The organism is Streptomyces sp. NPDC031474, from assembly GCF_055581185.1.
On sequence record NZ_JBVIJX010000013.1, the window covers coordinates 270,170 to 288,374 of the forward strand.

Sequence of the window (18,205 nt, forward strand, 5' to 3'; positions counted from 1 at the left end):
CCTAACTTAGCCTGACCTTAGCGGATAGGCCAAGCCCGCGTGACGGCAGGATGCGGTGGTACGCGCACATCAATGAAGGAGACTGTCGTGTCGGCGAACAGCTTCGACGCCCGCAGCACGCTGCAGGTGGGCGACGAGTCGTACGAGATCTTCCGGCTGGACAAGGTGGAAGGCTCGGCTCGCCTTCCGTACAGCCTGAAGGTGCTGCTGGAGAACCTGCTCCGTACCGAGGACGGCGCGAACATCACCGCCGACCACATCCGTGCCCTCGGCAACTGGGACTCGCAGGCCCAGCCCAGCCAGGAGATCCAGTTCACGCCGGCCCGCGTGATCATGCAGGACTTCACCGGCGTGCCCTGTGTCGTCGACCTCGCCACCATGCGTGAGGCCGTCAAGGAGCTCGGCGGCGACCCGGCGAAGGTCAACCCGCTCTCCCCGGCCGAGCTGGTCATCGACCACTCCGTCATCGCCGACAAGTTCGGCACGAACGAGGCCTTCGCGCAGAACGTCGAGCTGGAGTACGGCCGTAACAAGGAGCGCTACCAGTTCCTGCGCTGGGGCCAGACCGCGTTCGACGACTTCAAGGTCGTCCCGCCGGGCACCGGCATCGTCCACCAGGTGAACATCGAGCACCTCGCGCGCACGGTCATGGTCCGTAACGGGCAGGCCTACCCCGACACCCTCGTCGGCACCGACTCGCACACCACCATGGTCAACGGCCTCGGCGTCCTCGGCTGGGGCGTCGGCGGCATCGAGGCCGAGGCCGCGATGCTCGGCCAGCCGGTCTCCATGCTGATCCCGCGCGTCGTCGGCTTCAAGCTCACCGGCGAGCTGCCCGCCGGCACCACCGCCACGGACCTCGTCCTCACGATCACCGAGATGCTGCGCAAGCACGGCGTCGTCGGCAAGTTCGTCGAGTTCTACGGTGAGGGCGTCGCCGCCACCTCCCTCGCGAACCGCGCCACCATCGGCAACATGTCTCCGGAGTTCGGCTCCACCGCCGCGATCTTCCCGATCGACGACGAGACCCTGAAGTACCTCAAGCTGACCGGCCGCTCCGAGCAGCAGGTCGCGCTCGTCGAGGCGTACGCCAAGCAGCAGGGCCTGTGGCTGGACCCGAAGGCCGAGCCGGACTTCTCCGAGAAGCTCGAGCTGGACCTGTCCAGCGTCGTCCCCTCGATCGCCGGCCCGAAGCGCCCGCAGGACCGCATCGTCCTCGCGAACGCCGCCGAGCAGTTCAAGAGCGACGTCCTCAACTACGTCGACACGGCCGACGAGGCGGGCAAGGAGTCCTTCCCGGCCTCCGACTCCCCGGCCAACCACCCCAACGGCGCCCCGTCCAACCCGGTCACCGTGACCGCCCCCGACGGCTCGACGTACGAGATCGACCACGGTGCGGTGACGGTCGCGGCCATCACCTCCTGCACCAACACCTCCAACCCGTACGTCATGGTCGCCGCCGCGCTCGTCGCGAAGAAGGCCGTGGAGAAGGGTCTGACCCGCAAGCCGTGGGTCAAGACCACCCTCGCCCCGGGTTCGAAGGTCGTCACCGACTACTTCGACAAGGCGGGCCTCACCCCGTACCTCGACAAGGTCGGCTTCAACCTCGTCGGCTACGGCTGCACCACCTGCATCGGCAACTCCGGCCCGCTGCCGGAAGAGGTCTCCAAGGCCGTCAACGACCACGACCTCGCGGTCACCTCGGTCCTCTCCGGCAACCGGAACTTCGAGGGCCGGATCAACCCCGACGTCAAGATGAACTACCTGGCCTCCCCGCCGCTGGTCGTCGCGTACGCCATCGCCGGCTCCATGAAGGTGGACATCACGCGCGACGCCCTGGGCATCGACCAGGACGGCAACCCGGTCTTCCTCAAGGACATCTGGCCCTCCGAGGCCGAGGTCAACGACGTCGTGGCGAACGCCATCGGCGAGGACATGTTCAACAAGTCCTACCAGGACGTCTTCGCGGGCGACGCCCAGTGGCAGGCGCTCCCCATCCCGACCGGCAACACCTTCGAGTGGGACGCCGAGTCGACCTATGTCCGCAAGCCCCCGTACTTCGAGGGCATGACGATGGAGACCACCCCGGTCTCCGACATCACGGGCGCCCGCGTGCTCGCCAAGCTGGGCGACTCGGTGACGACGGACCACATCTCGCCCGCCGGCGCCATCAAGGCCGACACCCCGGCCGGCAAGTACCTCACCGAGCACGGTGTGGAGCGTCGTGACTTCAACTCCTACGGCTCCCGCCGAGGCAACCACGAGGTCATGATCCGCGGCACGTTCGCCAACATCCGCCTGCGCAACCAGATCGCGCCGGGCACCGAGGGCGGCTACACCCGCGACTTCACCCAGGCCGACGCGCCGGTGTCGTTCATCTACGACGCCTCCCGCAACTACATCGAGCAGGGCGTCCCGCTGGCCATCCTGGCCGGCAAGGAGTACGGCTCCGGCTCGTCCCGCGACTGGGCCGCCAAGGGCACCGCGCTCCTCGGCGTCAAGGCCGTCATCGCCGAGTCGTACGAGCGCATCCACCGCTCGAACCTCATCGGCATGGGCGTGCTCCCGCTGCAGTTCCCGGAGGGCGCCAACGCCGAGTCCCTCGGCCTGACCGGCGAGGAGACCTTCTCCTTCACCGGCGTCGAGGAGCTCAACAACGGCACCACTCCGCGCACGGTCAAGGTCACCACCGACACGGGCGTCGAGTTCGACGCGGTCGTCCGCATCGACACCCCCGGTGAGGCGGACTACTACCGCAACGGCGGCATCATGCAGTACGTGCTTCGCCAACTTGTCGGTTCTTGAGCTGATCGGCTCGGATACCAGAGGATCTGGTCGCTGACTCGCTGCTACCGGCGGTCACACTAGAGTCTCGCACAAGCGCCCCGTCAGGCTTCGGCCTGGCGGGGCGCTTGCTGTTTCATGCTGATCGAGTAGTGGCCGGTACGTGTCCCGCCGATGCTGATCCTCCCTTTGCCCTGAGATTGTGGGTGCCGATTGATCATCCGGGCTGGTCAAGCGGCATATTGGTACTCGTGTAGAGTTCCGCCGAGTCGGTCGCGTCGAGGGATCTGCAGGTTCGCGATCCCCCCTGGTTCGCTGATCGGTTGGGGCAGCGGGCGGAGCGGGGCGGCCTGATTCAGGGCCCGGTGGGGCCGATGCCCGTTGTAGAAGGATTCGAACTCGCGCAGCGCGTGGAGCAGGTGACGCTGGTCCCAGATGAGGGTGCGGTCCAGTAACTCGCGCCGGCAGGTTTGTATCCAGCGCTCCATGATGGAGTTCATCCGCGGCATCCGGATGCCGCTGGTGACAACCGTGATCCCGGCGTCGGCCAGGACCGCGTCGAAGGACTGGGTGAACTTCGAGTCACGGTCACGGATCAGGAACCTCGACCCGCTGCTCGTGTCCTCCAGGTCCATGACGAGATTGTGCCCGAGCTGCACCGCCCACTGCGCGGTGGGGTGCGCGGTGACACCCAGGATCCGGATACGGCGGGTTGCGTGCTCGATGACCGCGAAGACGTACAGGCGCGCACCGGTCAGCGTACGGGTCTCGAAGAAGTCGCAGGCCAGCAGTGCATCCGCCTGGCCGCGCAGGAAGGCGGCCCAGGTCGTGCCCTGGCGTTCGGGTGCGGGCGGGATGCCGTGCTCCTTGAGGATCTCCCAGACGGTAGAGGCAGCGACCTTGATGCCCAGCGCCGCAAGCTCGCCATGGATCCGGCGATACCCCCACGAGCTGTTCTCACGCGCCAGACGCAGCACCAGAGCGCGAATCGAACGGACGGTCGGCGGGCGCCCGCGACGCTTCGGCACACAGGTCGCGGCATGCCGCCGCCTCAGCAGATCGCGATGCCAGCGCAAGATCGTGTCCGGACGAACCAGCAGCAGGAGGCGCCGCAACCTCTTTCTCGGCAGATGGTGGAGCAGGCCGGCAAGGATCACGCGGTCAGTATCGGTGAACGCGGGCTTGCCGCCCTGGCGTTGCAGGACCAGCAACTGGTGCCGCAGCGCGAGAATCTCAACTTCCTTCTCGCGATCGCTCATCGGCAGCAGGCGCAGGAGCGCGAAGGTGTTCGTGACCGTGAGGTAGGTCAGACGCAGCAGCACGAGAGGTCATGATGCCGCCCGTGCCCTGCCCGGGTGAGGACCGGGGGACCAGCGGTCGGCACGTTCCAAGATCGATGATCAAGACCGTCACCTGGGCGGATGATTTATCGGCACCCGCAGTCTTGTACCCGTCACGTAGCGTCACGACGGTACTGGGCAGACCTGGGCTTTGTGGGCGGCCGGCCTTTGTTCAGGCGTCGTACGCGTAGAAGCCGCGGCCGTTCTTACGGCCGAGGTGGCCTGCGGCGACCATGCGGCGCAGTAGTGCCGGCGGGGCGTACAGCGGTTCCTTGAACTCCTCGTACATCGACTCGGCGACGGCTTGGGCGGTGTCCAGGCCGATCAGGTCGAGCAGGCGGAGCGGGCCCATGGGGTGGGCGCAGCCGAGTTCCATGCCTTGGTCGATGTCCTGGGGCCGGGCGCCGCCGGACTCCGCCATCCGGACCGCGCTGAGCAGGTAGGGCACGAGGAGGGCGTTGACGACGAAGCCGGAGCGGTCGGGTGCCTGGATGGGCTGCTTGCCGAGTTGCGTGGCCAGGTCGCGGGTGCGCTGCACGGTGTCCGGGCTGGTGGTGAGGGCGGGAACGAGCTCGACCAACTTCTGTACCGGAACGGGGTTGAAGAAGTGCATGCCGATGACCTGGCCGGGCCGCTCGGTGGCGACGGCGAGATCGACGACGGGGATGGAGGAGGTGTTGGTGGCCAGGATCGCCGCGGGGTCTTCGACCGCTTTGTCCAGGGAGCGCAGGACGTCGGTCTTGATCTCGCGGTTCTCGGCGACGGCCTCGACGACGAACTGACGGTCGGACAGGTCACTGAGGTCGTGGGTGAACGAGAGCCGGGCGAGGGCCTGGCCGCGCTGTTCCTCGGTGATCTTGCCGCGCTGCACGCCTCGGTCGAGGGAGGCGGTGACTCGACGGCGGCCTGCCTCGACGGCGTCGGGGGTGGCTTCGGCGACACGGACGTCGAGGCCGCCCAGGGCGGCGACTTCGGCGATGCCGGAGCCCATGAGGCCGCAGCCGACGACGCCGAGACGGGTGACGGGGTCCATGTGATGTCCTATCCGGTCAGTGGTGGTCAGACGTTGCGGCGGTATTGACCGCCGACCTCGAAGAAGGCGTCGGTGATCTGCTGGAGCGAGCAGACGCGGGCGGCGTCCATGAGGACGGCGAAGACGTTGTCGCCGCCCACCGCCGCGTCCTTGAGGGCAGCCAGGGCGGCGTGGGCCGGCTCCTGGTGTCGGGCCTGGAAGTCCTGTACGCGCGCCAGTTGGGAGTGCTTCTCCTCCTCGGTGGCGCGGGCGAGTTCGATGACGCCGGGCCCGGCGATGTCGGCGTGCGGGTTGCGGAAGGTGTTGACGCCGATGAGGGGCAGGGTGCCGTCGTGCTTGCGCTGTTCGTAGAGCATCGACTCGTCCTGGATACGGCCGCGCTGGTAGCCGGTCTCCATCGCGCCGAGCACACCGCCGCGTTCGCTGATCCGCTCGAACTCCTGCAGGACGGCCTCCTCGACCAGGTCGGTGAGTTCGTCGATGATGAACGACCCCTGCAGAGGGTTCTCGTTCATCGCCAGGCCCCACTCCCGGTTGATGATCAGCTGGATGGCCAGGGCGCGGCGGACGGACTCCTCGGTGGGGGTGGTGACGGCCTCGTCGTAGGCGTTGGTGTGCAGGCTGTTGCAGTTGTCGTAGATCGCGATGAGGGCCTGCAGGGTGGTGCGGATGTCGTTGAAGTCCATCTCCTGGGCGTGCAGCGAGCGGCCCGAGGTCTGGACGTGGTACTTCAGCTTCTGGCTGCGCTCGCCCGCGCCGTACTTCTCCTTCATCGCGACCGCCCAGATACGGCGGGCCACGCGGCCGAGCACGGAGTACTCGGGGTCCATGCCGTTGGAGAAGAAGAACGACAGGTTCGGGGCGAAGTCGTCGATGTGCATGCCCCGGGCGAGATAGGCCTCGACGTAGGTGAAGCCGTTGGTCAGGGTGAAGGCCAGCTGGCTGATGGGGTTCGCGCCGGCCTCGGCGATGTGGTAGCCGGAGATGGACACCGAGTAGAAGTTGCGGACCTTCTGCTCGATGAACCACTCCTGGATGTCGGCCATCATCCACAAGGAGAACTCGGTGGAGAACAGGCAGGTGTTCTGGCCCTGGTCCTCCTTGAGGATGTCGGCCTGCACCGTGCCGCGCACGTTCGCCAGCGCGTGCGCCCGCAGCTCGGCCGCCTCCTCGGGCGACGGGTCGCGGCCCTCGGCGGCCCGGAAGCGGTCGAGTTGCTGGTCGACGGCGGTGTTGAGGAAGAAGGCCAGGATGGTCGGCGCGGGCCCGTTGATCGTCATCGACACCGACGTCGTTGGCGCGACCAGGTCGAAGCCGTCGTAGAGCGCCTTCATGTCCTCCAGCGTGGCCACCGAGACGCCGGAGGTGCCGACCTTGCCGTAGATGTCGGGGCGTTCGTCGGGGTCGCGGCCGTAGAGGGTGACCGAGTCGAAGGCGGTGGACAGGCGGGTGGCGGGCTGGCCCTCGGAGAGCAGCTTGAAGCGCCGGTTGGTACGGAACGGGTCGCCCTCGCCGGCGAACATCCGCGCCGGGTCCTCACCGTCACGCTTGAAGGGGAACACCCCGGCGGTGAAGGGGAAGTGGCCGGGCAGGTTCTCCCCGCGCCAGAACCGCACCAGCTCCCCGTGGTCGGTGAAGCGGGGCAGGGCGACGCGGGGGATCTTGTTGCCGGAGAGTGACTCGCGGGTCAGCTTGGTGCGGATCTCCTTGTCACGGACCTTCACGACCTGCTCGTCGCCGGAGTACGACGCCACCACGGCGGGCCAGTTCTCGATCTGCTCGCTGATGTCGTGCGGCAGCTGCCTGCGCGCCTTGTCGAGCAGCGACTGCACGTTCTCGGCGTCGGAGCCGGCCTCGACGAGCTCGCCCCGGACCGTGTCGAGGCGCTGCACCCGCCGTGCCGCCTCAGCCAGTTGGGCGGTCTCGCCGTGGTAGGCGCGGACGGTGTCGGTGATCTCGGCGAGGTAGCGCACCCGGTCCGCGGGAACCACCTGCCGGATGCCGGAGGAGTGGCGAATGCCGACCGGCGCCAACGCGCCCTCCGACAGCGGCAGTCCCTTCTCGGCCAGGTTGGCCTTCAGGTGCTGATACAGCGCGGTGACGCCGTCGTCGTTGAAGGTCGCGGCCGAGGTGCCGTACACCGGCATGTCCTCGGGCCGCATGCCGAACGCCTCGCGGTTACGGACCAGTTGGCGGCCCACGTCGCGCAGCGCGTCCTTGGCGCCGCGCCGCTCGAACTTGTTGATCGCCACCACGTCGGCGAAGTCGAGCATGTCGATCTTCTCCAGCTGCGAGGCGGCGCCGAACTCCGGCGTCATCACGTACACCGAGGTGTCGACGAACGGCACGATCGCCGCGTCGCCCTGGCCGATGCCCGGCGTCTCCACGATCACCAGGTCGAAGCCGGCGGCCTTCACGACGTCGATCACGTCCGCGAGGTGCTCGGGCAGTTCACGGCTGCCGCGGGTGGCCAGGCTGCGGAAGAAGACCCGGCTGCCGTCCAGGGAGTTCATCCGGATCCGGTCACCGAGCAGGGCGCCACCGCCGCGGCGACGGGTCGGGTCGACCGCGATCACCGCGATCCGCAGCTTGTCCTGCTGGTCGACTCGGAACCGGCGCACCAACTCGTCGGTCAGCGACGACTTCCCCGAACCACCGGTGCCGGTGATGCCGAGCACCGGCACCGATCCGGCGGCAGCCGTGGCCCGCAGCTGTACGAGGAACTCCGGGGGCAGTTTGCCGAGTTCCGCACCGGTGACGGCACGGGCGATCGCGAACCGGTCACCGGCCAGTACGGCGGCCGCGTCGGTCGGCTTGCCGTCCCAGAGGTCGAAGTCGCAGTCGCGCACCACCGAGTTGACCATCCCGGCCAGGCCCATCCGCTGGCCGTCCTCCGGGGAGAAGATGGTCACCCCGCTGTTGCGCAGACGGGCTATCTCCTCGGGAACGATGACGCCCCCTCCGCCGCCCACCACGCGGATGTGGCCGGCGCCCTGCGCACGCAGCGACTCGACCAGGTACTCGAAGTACTCGACGTGCCCGCCCTGGTAGGACGAGACGGCCACGCCGTGCGCGTCCTCCTCCAGCGCCGCGTCCACGACCTCCCGCACCGAGCGGTTGTGGCCCAGGTGGATCACCTCGGCACCCTGGGACTGGAAGATCCGCCGCATGATGTTGATCGACGCGTCGTGCCCGTCGAACAGAGCTGAAGCGGTGACCAGGCGAACAGGGTGCACGGGCCGGTGCAGATCGCTCATGAGGGCCTTCCCGGACGGAGCGGGGGTATTGCTGACGTCAGAGATACTAGGACGTCCTAGTAAATTGCTGGAGGTGATCGCTGTCACAGGTCGAGGACCAGGCGAGGCCCGCACGAGCGGGAGACGCAGATGAGCATGGTGTCGCCGGCGGCCCGCTCGTCCTCGCTCAGCAGCGAGTCGCGATGGTCGGGTTTGCCGTCCAGTACGTCCGTCTCACAGGTGCCGCACGTGCCTTCCCGGCACGAGAAGTCCACCGCGACGCCTGCCTCCTCGACGGTTTCGAGTACCGAGCGGTCCGACGGGACGGTGAGGGTGAGCCCGGAACGAGCGAGCTCCAGCTCGAAGGCCTCGGCCGGGCCGGACCCGGTTGGCCGCGTCGCGGCGAACCGCTCGACGCCCAACGTGCCGGGGGGCCAGCTCGCGCACTGCTCCTGCACCGCCAGCAGCAGGGGTTCGGGCCCGCAGGCGTGCACCAGGGTGCCCTCCTCGGGTACGCCGAGGTGGGCGGCGAGGTCCAGCAGGCCGTACTCGTCCTGCGGACGGATGAGGACGCGGTCCCCGTGCGCGGCGAGGCGGTCGAGGAACGCCATGGAGCTGCGGGTGCGGCCGCCGTACAGCAGAAGCCAGTCGTCTCCCGCGGCCTCGGCGGCCTCGACCATGGGAAGTATGGGTGTGATGCCGACGCCGCCGGCGATGAACAGATGGCGTGCGGCGGGCCGCAACGGGAAGTTGTTGCGCGGCCCGCGGACCCGCACGGTGGTGCCTTCGCGCAGATGGTCGTGGACGTATGCGGAGCCGCCACGACCCCGCGGCTCGCGCAGCACGGCGATCTGCCAGGCCGCACGCTCGGCCGGGTGGCCGCACAGGGAGTACTGACGGATCAGGCCGCCCTCTTCACCGTCGTCGCCGTCCAGGAGTACGTCGATGTGGGCGCCCGGCGTCCAGGCGGGAAGCACACCGCCGTCGGGGCGGCGCAGGGTGAGGGAGACGACGCCGTCGGCGGCGGGGGTGCGGGTCGTCACGGTGAGGGGCGTCCAGGCGGGCAGTTGGTCGTTCATGGTGGGTCAGCTCCGGGGTTCAGGCCTGCGTCGGCACATGAAGCAGCAGCGCGTCGCCCTGGCCGCCGCCCCCGCACAGGGCCGCCGCTCCGCTGCCGCCTCCGCGCCGTCGCAGTTCGGTCGCGAGGGTCAGCACCAGCCGGGCTCCGGTCATGCCGACCGGGTGCCCGAGCGCGATCGCGCCGCCGTTGACGTTCACCTTGTCCAGGGGGATGTCCAGCTCCCGTACGGAAGCCAGGGCCACCGAGGCGAACGCCTCGTTGATCTCGAACAGATCCAGATCGGCGCACTTCAGCCGGCCGTCCCGGGACAGGGCGTCGCGGACCGCGCCGGCCGGCTGGACGAGCAGTGAGGGGTCGGGGCCCGCGACCGTGCCGTAGGCCCCGATCTCGGCGAGCGGGGTCAGGCCCTCCCGGCGGGCACGCTCCGCGCTCATCACGACGACGGCTGCGGCGCCGTCGGAAAGCTGCGACGAGTTGCCCGCGGTGATCGTGCCCGCCCCCGAGAAGGCCGGCTTGAGCCGCCCCAGGCTCTCTGCGGTGCTCCCCGGCCGCACGCCCTCGTCGGTGTCGACCACCGTCTCGCCTCGGCGTCCGGCCACGGTGACGGGGATGATCTCCTCGCGCAGCGCACCCGACTCCTGCGCCTGGGCGGCCCGTTGATGGGACAGCGCGCTGTACTCGTCCTGCGCCTCGCGCGTCAGGGCGTACGGCTGCTGATACCGCTCGGTGGCCGCTCCCATGGAGACGTCGTCGAAGGCGCAGACGAGGGCGTCACGGTCGAGGGCGTCCTCCACCGCGGTCGAGCCGTACTTCCAGCCGGTGCGTGATCCGCGCAGCAGGTGCGGGGCGCCCGACATGGACTCCATGCCACCGGCGACGACGACCTCGTGCCGGCCGGAGGCGATCATGAGGTCGGCCAGGGCGATGGCGTGCAGACCGGACAGACAGAGCTTGTTGACGGTGCTCGCGGGGACGGAGAACGGAATGCCGGCGCGGATCGCGGCCTGCCGTGCCGGGTTGGGGCCGGCCCCGGCCTGCACGACATGGCCCATGACGACGGCTTCCACGGCTGCCGGGTCCAGGTGCACGGCGGCCAGCGCCGCGCCGATGGCGTGGGCGCCGAGGTCGACGGCGGACACCGTGCTCAGGGCGCCCATGAGTCTGCCGATGGGCGTCCTTGCTCCGGCGACGATGACGGATCCTGGCATGGCCGGGACCTCCTGGGGAGTGGGACGGGGTCAGGCGGCCGCGTCTACGGCACGTCGGGCGATCATGTGGGCGGTTTCGTTCACCGAGTGCAGAACGATCCGGCCGCCGGGCATGCGCCGCACCCGGCTGACGGACGTGTAGCCGGGATGGAACCAGAACATCGTCGGCAGGCCGAGCACGGTCGCCAGGTAGGTGTTGGTGATCCCGCCGTGGCACACGACCGCGACCCGCCCGCCGGGATGGGCGTCGAGGATGGTGTCCATGGCCCGTACGGCTCGCGCACGGAAGGCGTCCCAGTCCAGATCCGGTACGAAGTCCTCGTAGCGTCCCTCGGCGAGCGCCGCCCCGCGGGGGTCCTCCGCGCCGATCTGCTCCGGTGGCATGTAGGGGTGGGAGACGTCGGTGTCCCACTCGCGCAGGTCGTCGAGGACGGTGGCGGTCATGCCGGTGACCCGTTCCAGGGGAGCCACCGTCTCGCGGGCACGCAGGAACGGGCTGGTGTACAGGGCGTCGACGTCCTCGTGCACGAGCCAGGCGGCGAGACGCTCTGCCTGGGCGCTGCCCTCCGGCGACAGCCCCGGGTCGAACACGCCCGCCAGGGGGAGGCCGTGCCGGACGAGGAGGAGTTCGGTCATGGGTGATCCTTCGTACGCGTGAGGGACGGGCGGGTCGGCTCAGCCGGCGATGGTCCGTTCCGAGCTCCAATAGGGACGGCGCATCGCACGCTTGTCGAGCTTGCCCATCGCGTTGCGCAGCAGCTCGGGGACGAACTCGTACGACTTCGGGCACTTGTAGGCGGCGAGGCGGTCGCGGCAGAACCGGTCCAGGTCCTCGGTCGGCGGCTCGTCGGCCGCGGCCACGACCAGCGCCCGCAGCGACTCGCCGAAGTCCGCATCGGGCACGCCGATGACCGCGACCTCGGCGATCGCCGGGTGCTGCCGCAGGACCGCCTCGCTCTCGGCCGGGTACAGGTTCACGCCGCCGGAGACCACGACGTCCGCGGCCCGGTCGGTGATGAAGATGTAGCCGTTCGCGTCGACGTAGCCGATGTCGCCGAGCGTGAAGACGCCGGGGGAGAGGTAGGCGGACCTGGTCTTGTCCGGGTCCGCGTGGTAGCGGACGCCCTGGTCCTCCGGGGCCCGGAAGGCCAGCAGTCCTTGTTCGCCGGGCGGCAGTTGCCGCCCGGCGTCGTCGGTGACCAGGACCTCGAACGGGGGCCGGACACGCCCGACCGAGCCCGGGTGCGCCAGCCACTCGGTGCTGTTGATGCGGGCGACGGTTCCCGCCTCGCTGGCGCCGTACGACTCGGTCAGCACCGGGCCGAACCACTCGATCATGGCTCGCTTCACGTCCGGCGGGCACGCGGAGCCGGTGTGCGAGACCTGCCGCAGGCTGGAGACGTCGTAGCGGCCGCGGACCTCTTCCGGGAGGGCGAGCAGCCGTTGGAAGTGGGTGGGCACCATCACCGTCGAGGAGACCTGCCACCTCTGCACACGGCTGAGGAACGTCTCCGCGTCGTACCTGCCGAGGACGATGACCGGCTGCCCGGCCGTCAGATGCCGCAGCGAGGTCAGCGGCGCGTTGTGCTGCAGCGGGCCGCACACCAGGTGCGGTCCCGGCGGGAATCCCGGCCGGGCGGCCATCGCGGCGAGGTAGGCGGAGCTGTCGGAGACCGGGTCGCTCACCCAGCGCACCTCGGTGCCGCGCGCCCGTCCGGTGGTTCCCGAGGTGTAGACGAGCGGAGGCCGGGCGGGCCGGTCCGTCGGGGCCGTGCGCCCGGCGGGCGCGGCCGCGAGCCATGCGTCCCAGGCAAAGGCGTGCCCCACTGCCGGGGTTCCGTGCATCACGACCGGAAGGCCCAGTTCCCGGGCCGCGTCGAGGGCGGCACCCGCGCCGACCGGTCCGGCGATGATTCCGGTCACACCCGCGTCGATGATCTGGTCGACGAGTTCGCCCGATGTGAGGTTCCGGGATGTGGCCACGGTCCCCACTCCGGCACGCAGGCCCGCCAGATGGGCCACCAGCGTCGGGATCGCGTTGTCGCCGAGGACGGCGACCCGGTCGTCGGGGCCGGGCGCGAGCTCCAGCAGCCGTGCCGTCGCCCGCGCCACCTGGTCGGTGAGGCCCGACCAGGACAGCACCCCCAGGTCGTCCGCCAGGGCGGGCTCGTCGGGTGTCTCCTGGGCGCGACGGTCGAGTGGCAGCAGCGACATGGCTCCTCCGGCGGCTCCTGGGCCTCTCCCGATTCGAAGGGAGAGGAGATGCGGAGACTGTAGCGTTTATCAAGAAAGTACGGAACACTCTGGTTCCGGGCAGAGTCATTTCCCCAAGTTTCAGAGGTTGGGGCGGTGTACTCCCGGTCACCGTTACTCAAGCTGCCGTCTGGTAAGTATCCGAGGAGGAGCCATGTCCCAGCCCGATCCGGACGCATGGCGCACACAGGTCCGGCAGTGGCTGGCCGGCGTGCTCGAACCGGCGCGGGCGCCGCAGTCCGCCACAGGGGCGGCCGACCTGGCCGTGTTCCATAACCTCCCGGAGGACGAGGAGCGCCTGCTGCTGGAGCGCTGCCGCGTCTACCAGCGCGCCCGCTTCGACGCCGGGTACCAGGCACTGACCCTCCCCGAGGACAAGGGCGGCGCGGGCCTGACCGCCGCCCATGTGGCGGCCTTCGCCGAGGAGGAGTCGGCCTTCGAGGTGCCGCCGTCGACCGAGCTGATCAGCGTCACGGTGCGCCTTGTCGGCATGGCGGTCTCCCTGTTCGGGACGGCCGAGCAGCGTGACACGTACGCGCGCGCGTTCCTGCGCACCGACCTGCTGGCCTGCCAGCTCTTCAGCGAACCCGGTGCCGGATCGGACCTCGCGGCCCTGCGCACCCGTGCCCGCCAAGAAGGCGACGAGTGGGTGATCGACGGTCAGAAGGTGTGGACCTCGGGCGCCCACTTCGCCGACTACGGTCTGCTGCTCGCCCGCACCGACCCGGACGTGGTCAAACAGGCCGGAATCACCGCCTTCCTGGTCCCGATGGACGCCACCGGCGTGGAGGTGCGCCCCATCCGTCAGATGAGCGGCGGCGCCTCCTTCAACGAGGTCTTCCTCAGTGGCGTCCGTGTTCCGGACCGGCTGCGGATCGGGCGACCGGGCCAGGGCTGGGAGGTCGCCACCACCACCCTCGCCTTCGAGCGGACCGCCTCCGGCGGCGGCAACCGCCGCAAGGGCGGCACGTTCGCGGACGTCCTCGCGCTCGCCCGCTCCCTCGGCCGCACCGAAGACGTGCTGGTCCGCCAGCGCCTCGCCGACCTGTACGTACGCGCCGCCCTGCGCGCGGCCACCGTGGACCGTGTCGCCAGGACGAGCGCCGCCGGCGGCCGGCCGGGCCCGGAGGCGTCGCTGACCAAACTCATGGCCTCCGACCTGCTCACCCGCACAGGACAGGTCGCCGCCGAGCTGATGGGCGCGCGGATCAGCGCCGACACCGGGGAGGCGGGCACCTTCGCCTGGGCGCAGCACCTGCTCGGCGCCCCCGGCTACCGGCTGGCCGGAGGCACCGACCAGATCCAGCGCAACCTGATCGGCGAACGGGTGCTGAAGCTGCCGCCGGAGCCGCGGGTGGACCGCCTGCCGTTCTCACAGCTTCCCGGCAACTGAGGCGCCGGGTCCTTTTCAGCAGCAGCATTCGGCAGTCACATTCGGCAGTCGCATTCGGCAATCACAAAGGAGTGACATCGATGGATCTGGGACTGACAGGCGCGAAGGCGCTGGTGACCGGCGCGAGCCGGGGCATCGGCCGGGCGATCGCCACCACCCTGGCGGCCGAGGGCTGCGCGCTGGCGCTGTGCGCCCGCGGCGAGGAAGGCCTGGCCAAGACCGCCGCCGAACTGCGCGGCGAGGGCGCCACGGTGTTCGCGGAACCGGTCGACGTCACCGACCCGGCCGCGCTCGTGGGCTTCGTGGAGCGGGCGGCCGGTGAACTCGGCGGCCTGGACCTGCTGGTGTCCAACGTGTCGGCGGGCAACGTGAAGGGCCCCGAGTCCTGGGAGGCCAGCCTGCGCGGCGACCTGATCCCGTTCGCGGGACTCGTCGAGGCGGCCCTGCCCCACCTGGAGGCCTCCGACCGGGCCGCCGTCGTCGCCATCGGCACCACCAACGCCTCCGACACCGCGCGCCCGGCCGGAGCGAACTCGTACTCCGCGCTCAAGGCAGCCGTGGTCCAGCACGCGTCGGCCCTCGCGCACGCCCTCGCGCCGAAGGGCATCCGCGTCAACACCGTCTCGCCCGGCCCGATCGACTTCCCCGGCGGCGCATGGGAGACCATCCGCGCCAGCCGCCCGGAGGTGTACGAGGAGGTGCTGGCCAAGCTTCCGATCGGCCGTTACGGCACCGCGGAGGATGTGGCAGCGGCGGTGGCGTTCCTGCTCGGGCGGACCGGCTCCTTCTGCGTCGGGGTCAACCTCGTGGTGGACGGCGGGCTGCTCACCCGCGTCCAGTACTGAGCCGTGGCGGGCCCGGCCGGCCGCCTGGACGCCGTGTTGGTCTGCGGCGGCCGCTGGCACGACTTCGACTACGCGCGGCTCCGGCTGCTGGAGCTGCTCGGTGAACATCCACGGGTGCGCACGAGCGTGTATCAGGACTACGACTGCGTGGCTGCGCTCGAGAAGGCCGACCTGGTGGTCACTTACACCTGTGACGTCCGGCCCCGCCCGGCACAGCGGGCCGCGCTGGCACGGTTCGTCGAGCGGGGCGGGCGCTGGCTCGCCCTGCACGGCACCAACTCGGTGATCGAGCCGTCGGCGAGTGACGGACCGCGGGTGTTCACGACCCCGCGGCTCCTGGGGGAACTGGCGCCGGTGCTCGGCAGCCAGTTCCTGGCCCATCCGCCGATCGAGCCGTACGAGGTGCGCGTCACCCGGCCCGACCATCCACTGGTCGCCGGGGTCGGCCCGTTCACGGTCACCGACGAGCTGTACGTGTGCGAGCTGCACGGGGAGTTGGAGGTGCTGCTGCACGCCGAGTACACGGGATCGTGCCGCGGTTTCGCCGAGGGTGACACGGCGGCCCTCGACGCCGCGCCCCGACCGGTGCTGTATCTCAAGCGGCACGGTCTCGGCGAGGTCTGCTACTTCACCCTCGGGCACTGCAGGGGCCGTTACGACGTACAGGACCTGGGCGTGGACGACACCGGTCGGGTGGATCGCGGGCCGTGGGAAACGCCGGAGTTCATGACGGTGCTGCGGCGGTGTGTGGCGCGGACGGTGAACGGGCGAAATCCGGCAGAGGAGCGGGCCGGCACCTGAGCGCGGCTCGGGCGCCGGCCCTGCACGGGTCGCGGCTCAACCGTGCGGCAGTACCACCGCGCGGCCGTTGATGTCGCCGGCGTGCAGACGCTCGTAGGCCGTCGGCGCCTCGTCGAGTGTGAAGGTCTCGACGTGGGAGGAGACCAGCCCCTGTCGCGCCAGCTCGACGACCTCCATGAGCTCCGGGCGGCTGCCCCAGTAGGGGAACGAGGCGGACACCTCGAACGGCAGCCCGCCGCCGAAGCCGACCGCCAGGGTGCCGCCGCCGAGCCCGACGATCGTCACGTCGCCTTCCACCGCCACCGACGCCGCGGCCACCGCGAGCGTCGCCTCTGTTCCCACGAAGTCCAGCACCACGTCCGCTCCCGTCCCGCCGGTGAGTTCCCGCACCCGTGCGGCCGCCGCGCCGTCGGAGAGGAGCGTCTCGTGAGCGCCGACGGTGTGTGCCAGCTCGAGTTTCTCCTTGCTCACGTCGAGGGCGACCACCCTGGCCGGTGTCAGGGCGCGGAGCAGCTGTACGGCGAGGTGGCCCAGGCCGCCGACCCCGATCACCACCGCCGTGCTGCCCGGGACCAGCTTGGGCAGTGACTTCCTGATCGCGTGATAGGGCGTCAGTCCCGCGTCGGTGAGCGGGGCGGCCTGCACCGGGTCCAGTCCGTTCAGCGGCACCAGGTGGCGGGGCGAGTCCACCACCATGTACTCGGCGAGCGCACCGGGGGAGCCGAGTCCCGGCGGCAGGATGCCGAGCCCGGCAGCACGCGGGCAGCAGTTCTCCTTGCCCTGGGCGCAGTTGTGGCAGTGCCCGCAGCCCCATGGGCCGTACACCGCCACGTCGTCGCCTTCCACCACCGCCGTGACACCGCTGCCCACGGCCGCGACTGTGCCGACACCCTCGTGGCCGAGCGTCATCGGCAGCGGGTAGGGGAACTGCTCCTCGGGCCAGCCCATGACCGCCAGGTCGGAGTGGCACAGCCCCGCCGCCGTCACCTTCAACAGCACCTGGCCCGGGCCCGGTTCGGGCACGGGAACCTCGACGACCTCGGGGGCGTGTCCCACCCTCCGGTACTGCACAGCCTTCATTGTCCTGTCTCCTTGCTGGTGGCAGGCAGGACGCCGCTCTCCGTGGGAGTCCCGGCGCCGGCGTTCGAGGGGATTCCCTTCCGGCGGCGCAGCACGGCAGGCAGGGTGATCCGGCCACCCGTGAGGACCAGTGCCACGATGAGGACCGAGCCGGTGAACAGGCTCGTGGCCCACTGCGCGCTGGTGGCGAGCCCCAGTCCCGTGATACCCGTGCCGAGCAGGAGGACCGCGAGCACCGTCCCCCAGGCGTTGAAGCGGCCCGCGCGCAACTGGGTCGCCCCGACGAAGGCGGCGGCGTAGGCCGACAGCAGATACGGGGTGCCCGCGGTCGGCGAGCCGGATCCGACCGAGGACGCGAAGACGATGCCGGCGAAACCGGAGAGCAGCGCGGAGGCCACCAGGGTCAGAAAGCGCAGCCGGTCGGTGCGCACGCCCTGCAGCCGGGCCGCGTCGGCGTTGAAGCCGGTCGCGTACAACCGGCGCCCGGTGGCGGTGTGTTCCAGCAGGAACCAGATGGTGACCGCGGCGAGCAGCAGATACAGCACCGGCAGGGTGATGCCGCCCATGTCCAGCTGGGCGATGCTCGCGAACGGTTTGGCGAGCAGCTGCACACCGGTGATGGAACTGTCGTTGGTGACCATGGTGATCAGTGACTGGATCAGCGCGCCGGTGGCCAGGGTGGCGATGAACGAGTCGACGCGCAGGACCACCACCACGATTCCGTTGACGACTCCGATCAGCAGCGCGGCGGCCATCGCCAGCGTGATCGCCGCGCCGGGACCGAGCCCGGCGGAGACCAGGAAGTGAGCGGTCAGCACGCTGGTGAGCGACATGGTGTAGGCGACCGAGAGGTCGAAGACGCGTGCGGCCAGTGGCGGTACGACGCTCAGGGCCACCAGGCCGGCCACGGCGTTGCCGTTCAACACCTGCTTGACCGTGATGATGGTCGGGAACGTGTCCGGCGCCCAGACGGAGAAGAGCACGACGATGACCAGCCACACGTATACGGCGCCGATGTTCCGGAAGGACAGGGCGGCCACCGCCCGTCGGCCGAGCGTCCCCGGGACGAACACCGCGGATCTTCGCGGCGTGGACGGCGGTAGTTCCGCCGCTCGGGTCGGTGTGGATGTCATGTCACTCGGTTCCTTCCA

The 18,205-nt window shown here is 70.1% G+C and carries 13 protein-coding genes; 4 read left to right on the forward strand and 9 right to left on the reverse strand.

Features of this window, described 5'->3' with window-relative positions:
• The first annotated feature begins 87 nt into the window (after window positions 1-87).
• Window positions 88-2,805, forward strand: a complete 2,718-nt coding sequence (acnA, locus tag ACZ5SK_RS28225; RefSeq protein ID WP_468157425.1) for an aconitate hydratase AcnA — start codon at window positions 88-90, stop codon at window positions 2,803-2,805.
• A gap of 209 nt (window positions 2,806-3,014) precedes the next feature.
• Here the strand turns inward: acnA and ACZ5SK_RS28230 are convergent, their stop codons facing one another.
• From ACZ5SK_RS28230 to ACZ5SK_RS28260, 7 genes are all read right to left on the reverse strand, one after another.
• Complete coding sequence (locus ACZ5SK_RS28230) at window positions 3,015-4,106, reverse strand: integrase core domain-containing protein (protein WP_468576676.1); 1,092 nt, start codon at window positions 4,104-4,106, stop codon at window positions 3,015-3,017.
• 190 nt (window positions 4,107-4,296) lie between these two features.
• Window positions 4,297-5,157, reverse strand: a complete 861-nt coding sequence (locus tag ACZ5SK_RS28235) for a 3-hydroxybutyryl-CoA dehydrogenase (protein WP_457493691.1) — start codon at window positions 5,155-5,157, stop codon at window positions 4,297-4,299.
• Between the two features lie 26 nt (window positions 5,158-5,183).
• Entirely contained in the window at window positions 5,184-8,414 is a 3,231-nt protein-coding gene (gene icmF, locus ACZ5SK_RS28240) for a fused isobutyryl-CoA mutase/GTPase IcmF (RefSeq protein ID WP_468576677.1), read from the reverse strand.
• Between the two features lie 83 nt (window positions 8,415-8,497).
• Entirely contained in the window at window positions 8,498-9,472 is a 975-nt protein-coding gene (locus tag ACZ5SK_RS28245; RefSeq protein WP_361705246.1) for a PDR/VanB family oxidoreductase, read from the reverse strand.
• Between the two features lie 19 nt (window positions 9,473-9,491).
• Complete coding sequence (locus tag ACZ5SK_RS28250; protein WP_319670083.1) at window positions 9,492-10,682, reverse strand: acetyl-CoA C-acyltransferase; 1,191 nt, start codon at window positions 10,680-10,682, stop codon at window positions 9,492-9,494.
• Between the two features lie 30 nt (window positions 10,683-10,712).
• The gene (locus tag ACZ5SK_RS28255) at window positions 10,713-11,318 is read right to left on the reverse strand and encodes a histidine phosphatase family protein (RefSeq protein ID WP_361705248.1); all 606 of its coding nucleotides are present in this window, start codon (window positions 11,316-11,318) and stop codon (window positions 10,713-10,715) included.
• A 39-nt stretch (window positions 11,319-11,357) separates the two neighbouring features.
• Entirely contained in the window at window positions 11,358-12,896 is a 1,539-nt protein-coding gene (locus tag ACZ5SK_RS28260; RefSeq protein WP_334576393.1) for an AMP-binding protein, read from the reverse strand.
• 193 nt (window positions 12,897-13,089) lie between these two features.
• On the opposite strand from ACZ5SK_RS28260, the gene ACZ5SK_RS28265 reads away from it, so the two are divergent.
• From ACZ5SK_RS28265 to ACZ5SK_RS28275, 3 genes are all read left to right on the forward strand, one after another.
• Window positions 13,090-14,328: an acyl-CoA dehydrogenase family protein gene (locus tag ACZ5SK_RS28265; protein WP_361705251.1), complete on the forward strand. Its 1,239-nt coding sequence runs from the start codon at window positions 13,090-13,092 to the stop codon at window positions 14,326-14,328.
• 80 nt (window positions 14,329-14,408) lie between these two features.
• A complete protein-coding gene (locus ACZ5SK_RS28270) occupies window positions 14,409-15,173 on the forward strand; it encodes an SDR family NAD(P)-dependent oxidoreductase (protein ID WP_319670079.1) in 765 nt (254 codons plus the stop codon).
• A 3-nt stretch (window positions 15,174-15,176) separates the two neighbouring features.
• Window positions 15,177-15,974: a ThuA domain-containing protein gene (locus ACZ5SK_RS28275; RefSeq protein ID WP_468156473.1), complete on the forward strand. Its 798-nt coding sequence runs from the start codon at window positions 15,177-15,179 to the stop codon at window positions 15,972-15,974.
• Between the two features lie 36 nt (window positions 15,975-16,010).
• On the opposite strand, the gene ACZ5SK_RS28280 is transcribed toward ACZ5SK_RS28275, so the two are convergent.
• Together ACZ5SK_RS28280 and ACZ5SK_RS28285 are read right to left on the reverse strand one after the other, a co-directional pair.
• Window positions 16,011-17,054 (reverse strand): NAD(P)-dependent alcohol dehydrogenase, encoded by a 1,044-nt coding sequence (locus ACZ5SK_RS28280; protein WP_334576390.1) that lies wholly within the window; start codon window positions 17,052-17,054, stop codon window positions 16,011-16,013.
• Window positions 17,051-18,187, reverse strand: a complete 1,137-nt coding sequence (locus ACZ5SK_RS28285) for an ABC transporter permease (protein ID WP_334576388.1) — start codon at window positions 18,185-18,187, stop codon at window positions 17,051-17,053. The genes ACZ5SK_RS28280 and ACZ5SK_RS28285 overlap by 4 nt, the downstream gene beginning before the upstream one ends.
• Between the last annotated feature and the right edge of the window lie 18 nt (window positions 18,188-18,205).

Bases quoted from the DNA above. Each gene is read 5' to 3' on its own strand.
- ACZ5SK_RS28285 (WP_334576388.1), bottom strand. From the start codon at position 18,187: ATGACATCCACACCGACCCGAGCGGCGGAACTACCGCCGTCCACGCCG.
- ACZ5SK_RS28280 (WP_334576390.1), bottom strand. From the start codon at position 17,054: ATGAAGGCTGTGCAGTACCGGAGGGTGGGACACGCCCCCGAGGTCGTC.
- ACZ5SK_RS28245 (WP_361705246.1), bottom strand. From the start codon at position 9,472: ATGAACGACCAACTGCCCGCCTGGACGCCCCTCACCGTGACGACCCGC.
- ACZ5SK_RS28265 (WP_361705251.1), top strand. From the start codon at position 13,090: ATGTCCCAGCCCGATCCGGACGCATGGCGCACACAGGTCCGGCAGTGG.
- ACZ5SK_RS28270 (WP_319670079.1), top strand. From the start codon at position 14,409: ATGGATCTGGGACTGACAGGCGCGAAGGCGCTGGTGACCGGCGCGAGC.
- icmF (WP_468576677.1), bottom strand. From the start codon at position 8,414: ATGAGCGATCTGCACCGGCCCGTGCACCCTGTTCGCCTGGTCACCGCT.
- ACZ5SK_RS28255 (WP_361705248.1), bottom strand. From the start codon at position 11,318: ATGACCGAACTCCTCCTCGTCCGGCACGGCCTCCCCCTGGCGGGCGTG.
- ACZ5SK_RS28250 (WP_319670083.1), bottom strand. From the start codon at position 10,682: ATGCCAGGATCCGTCATCGTCGCCGGAGCAAGGACGCCCATCGGCAGA.
- ACZ5SK_RS28235 (WP_457493691.1), bottom strand. From the start codon at position 5,157: ATGGACCCCGTCACCCGTCTCGGCGTCGTCGGCTGCGGCCTCATGGGC.
- ACZ5SK_RS28260 (WP_334576393.1), bottom strand. From the start codon at position 12,896: ATGTCGCTGCTGCCACTCGACCGTCGCGCCCAGGAGACACCCGACGAG.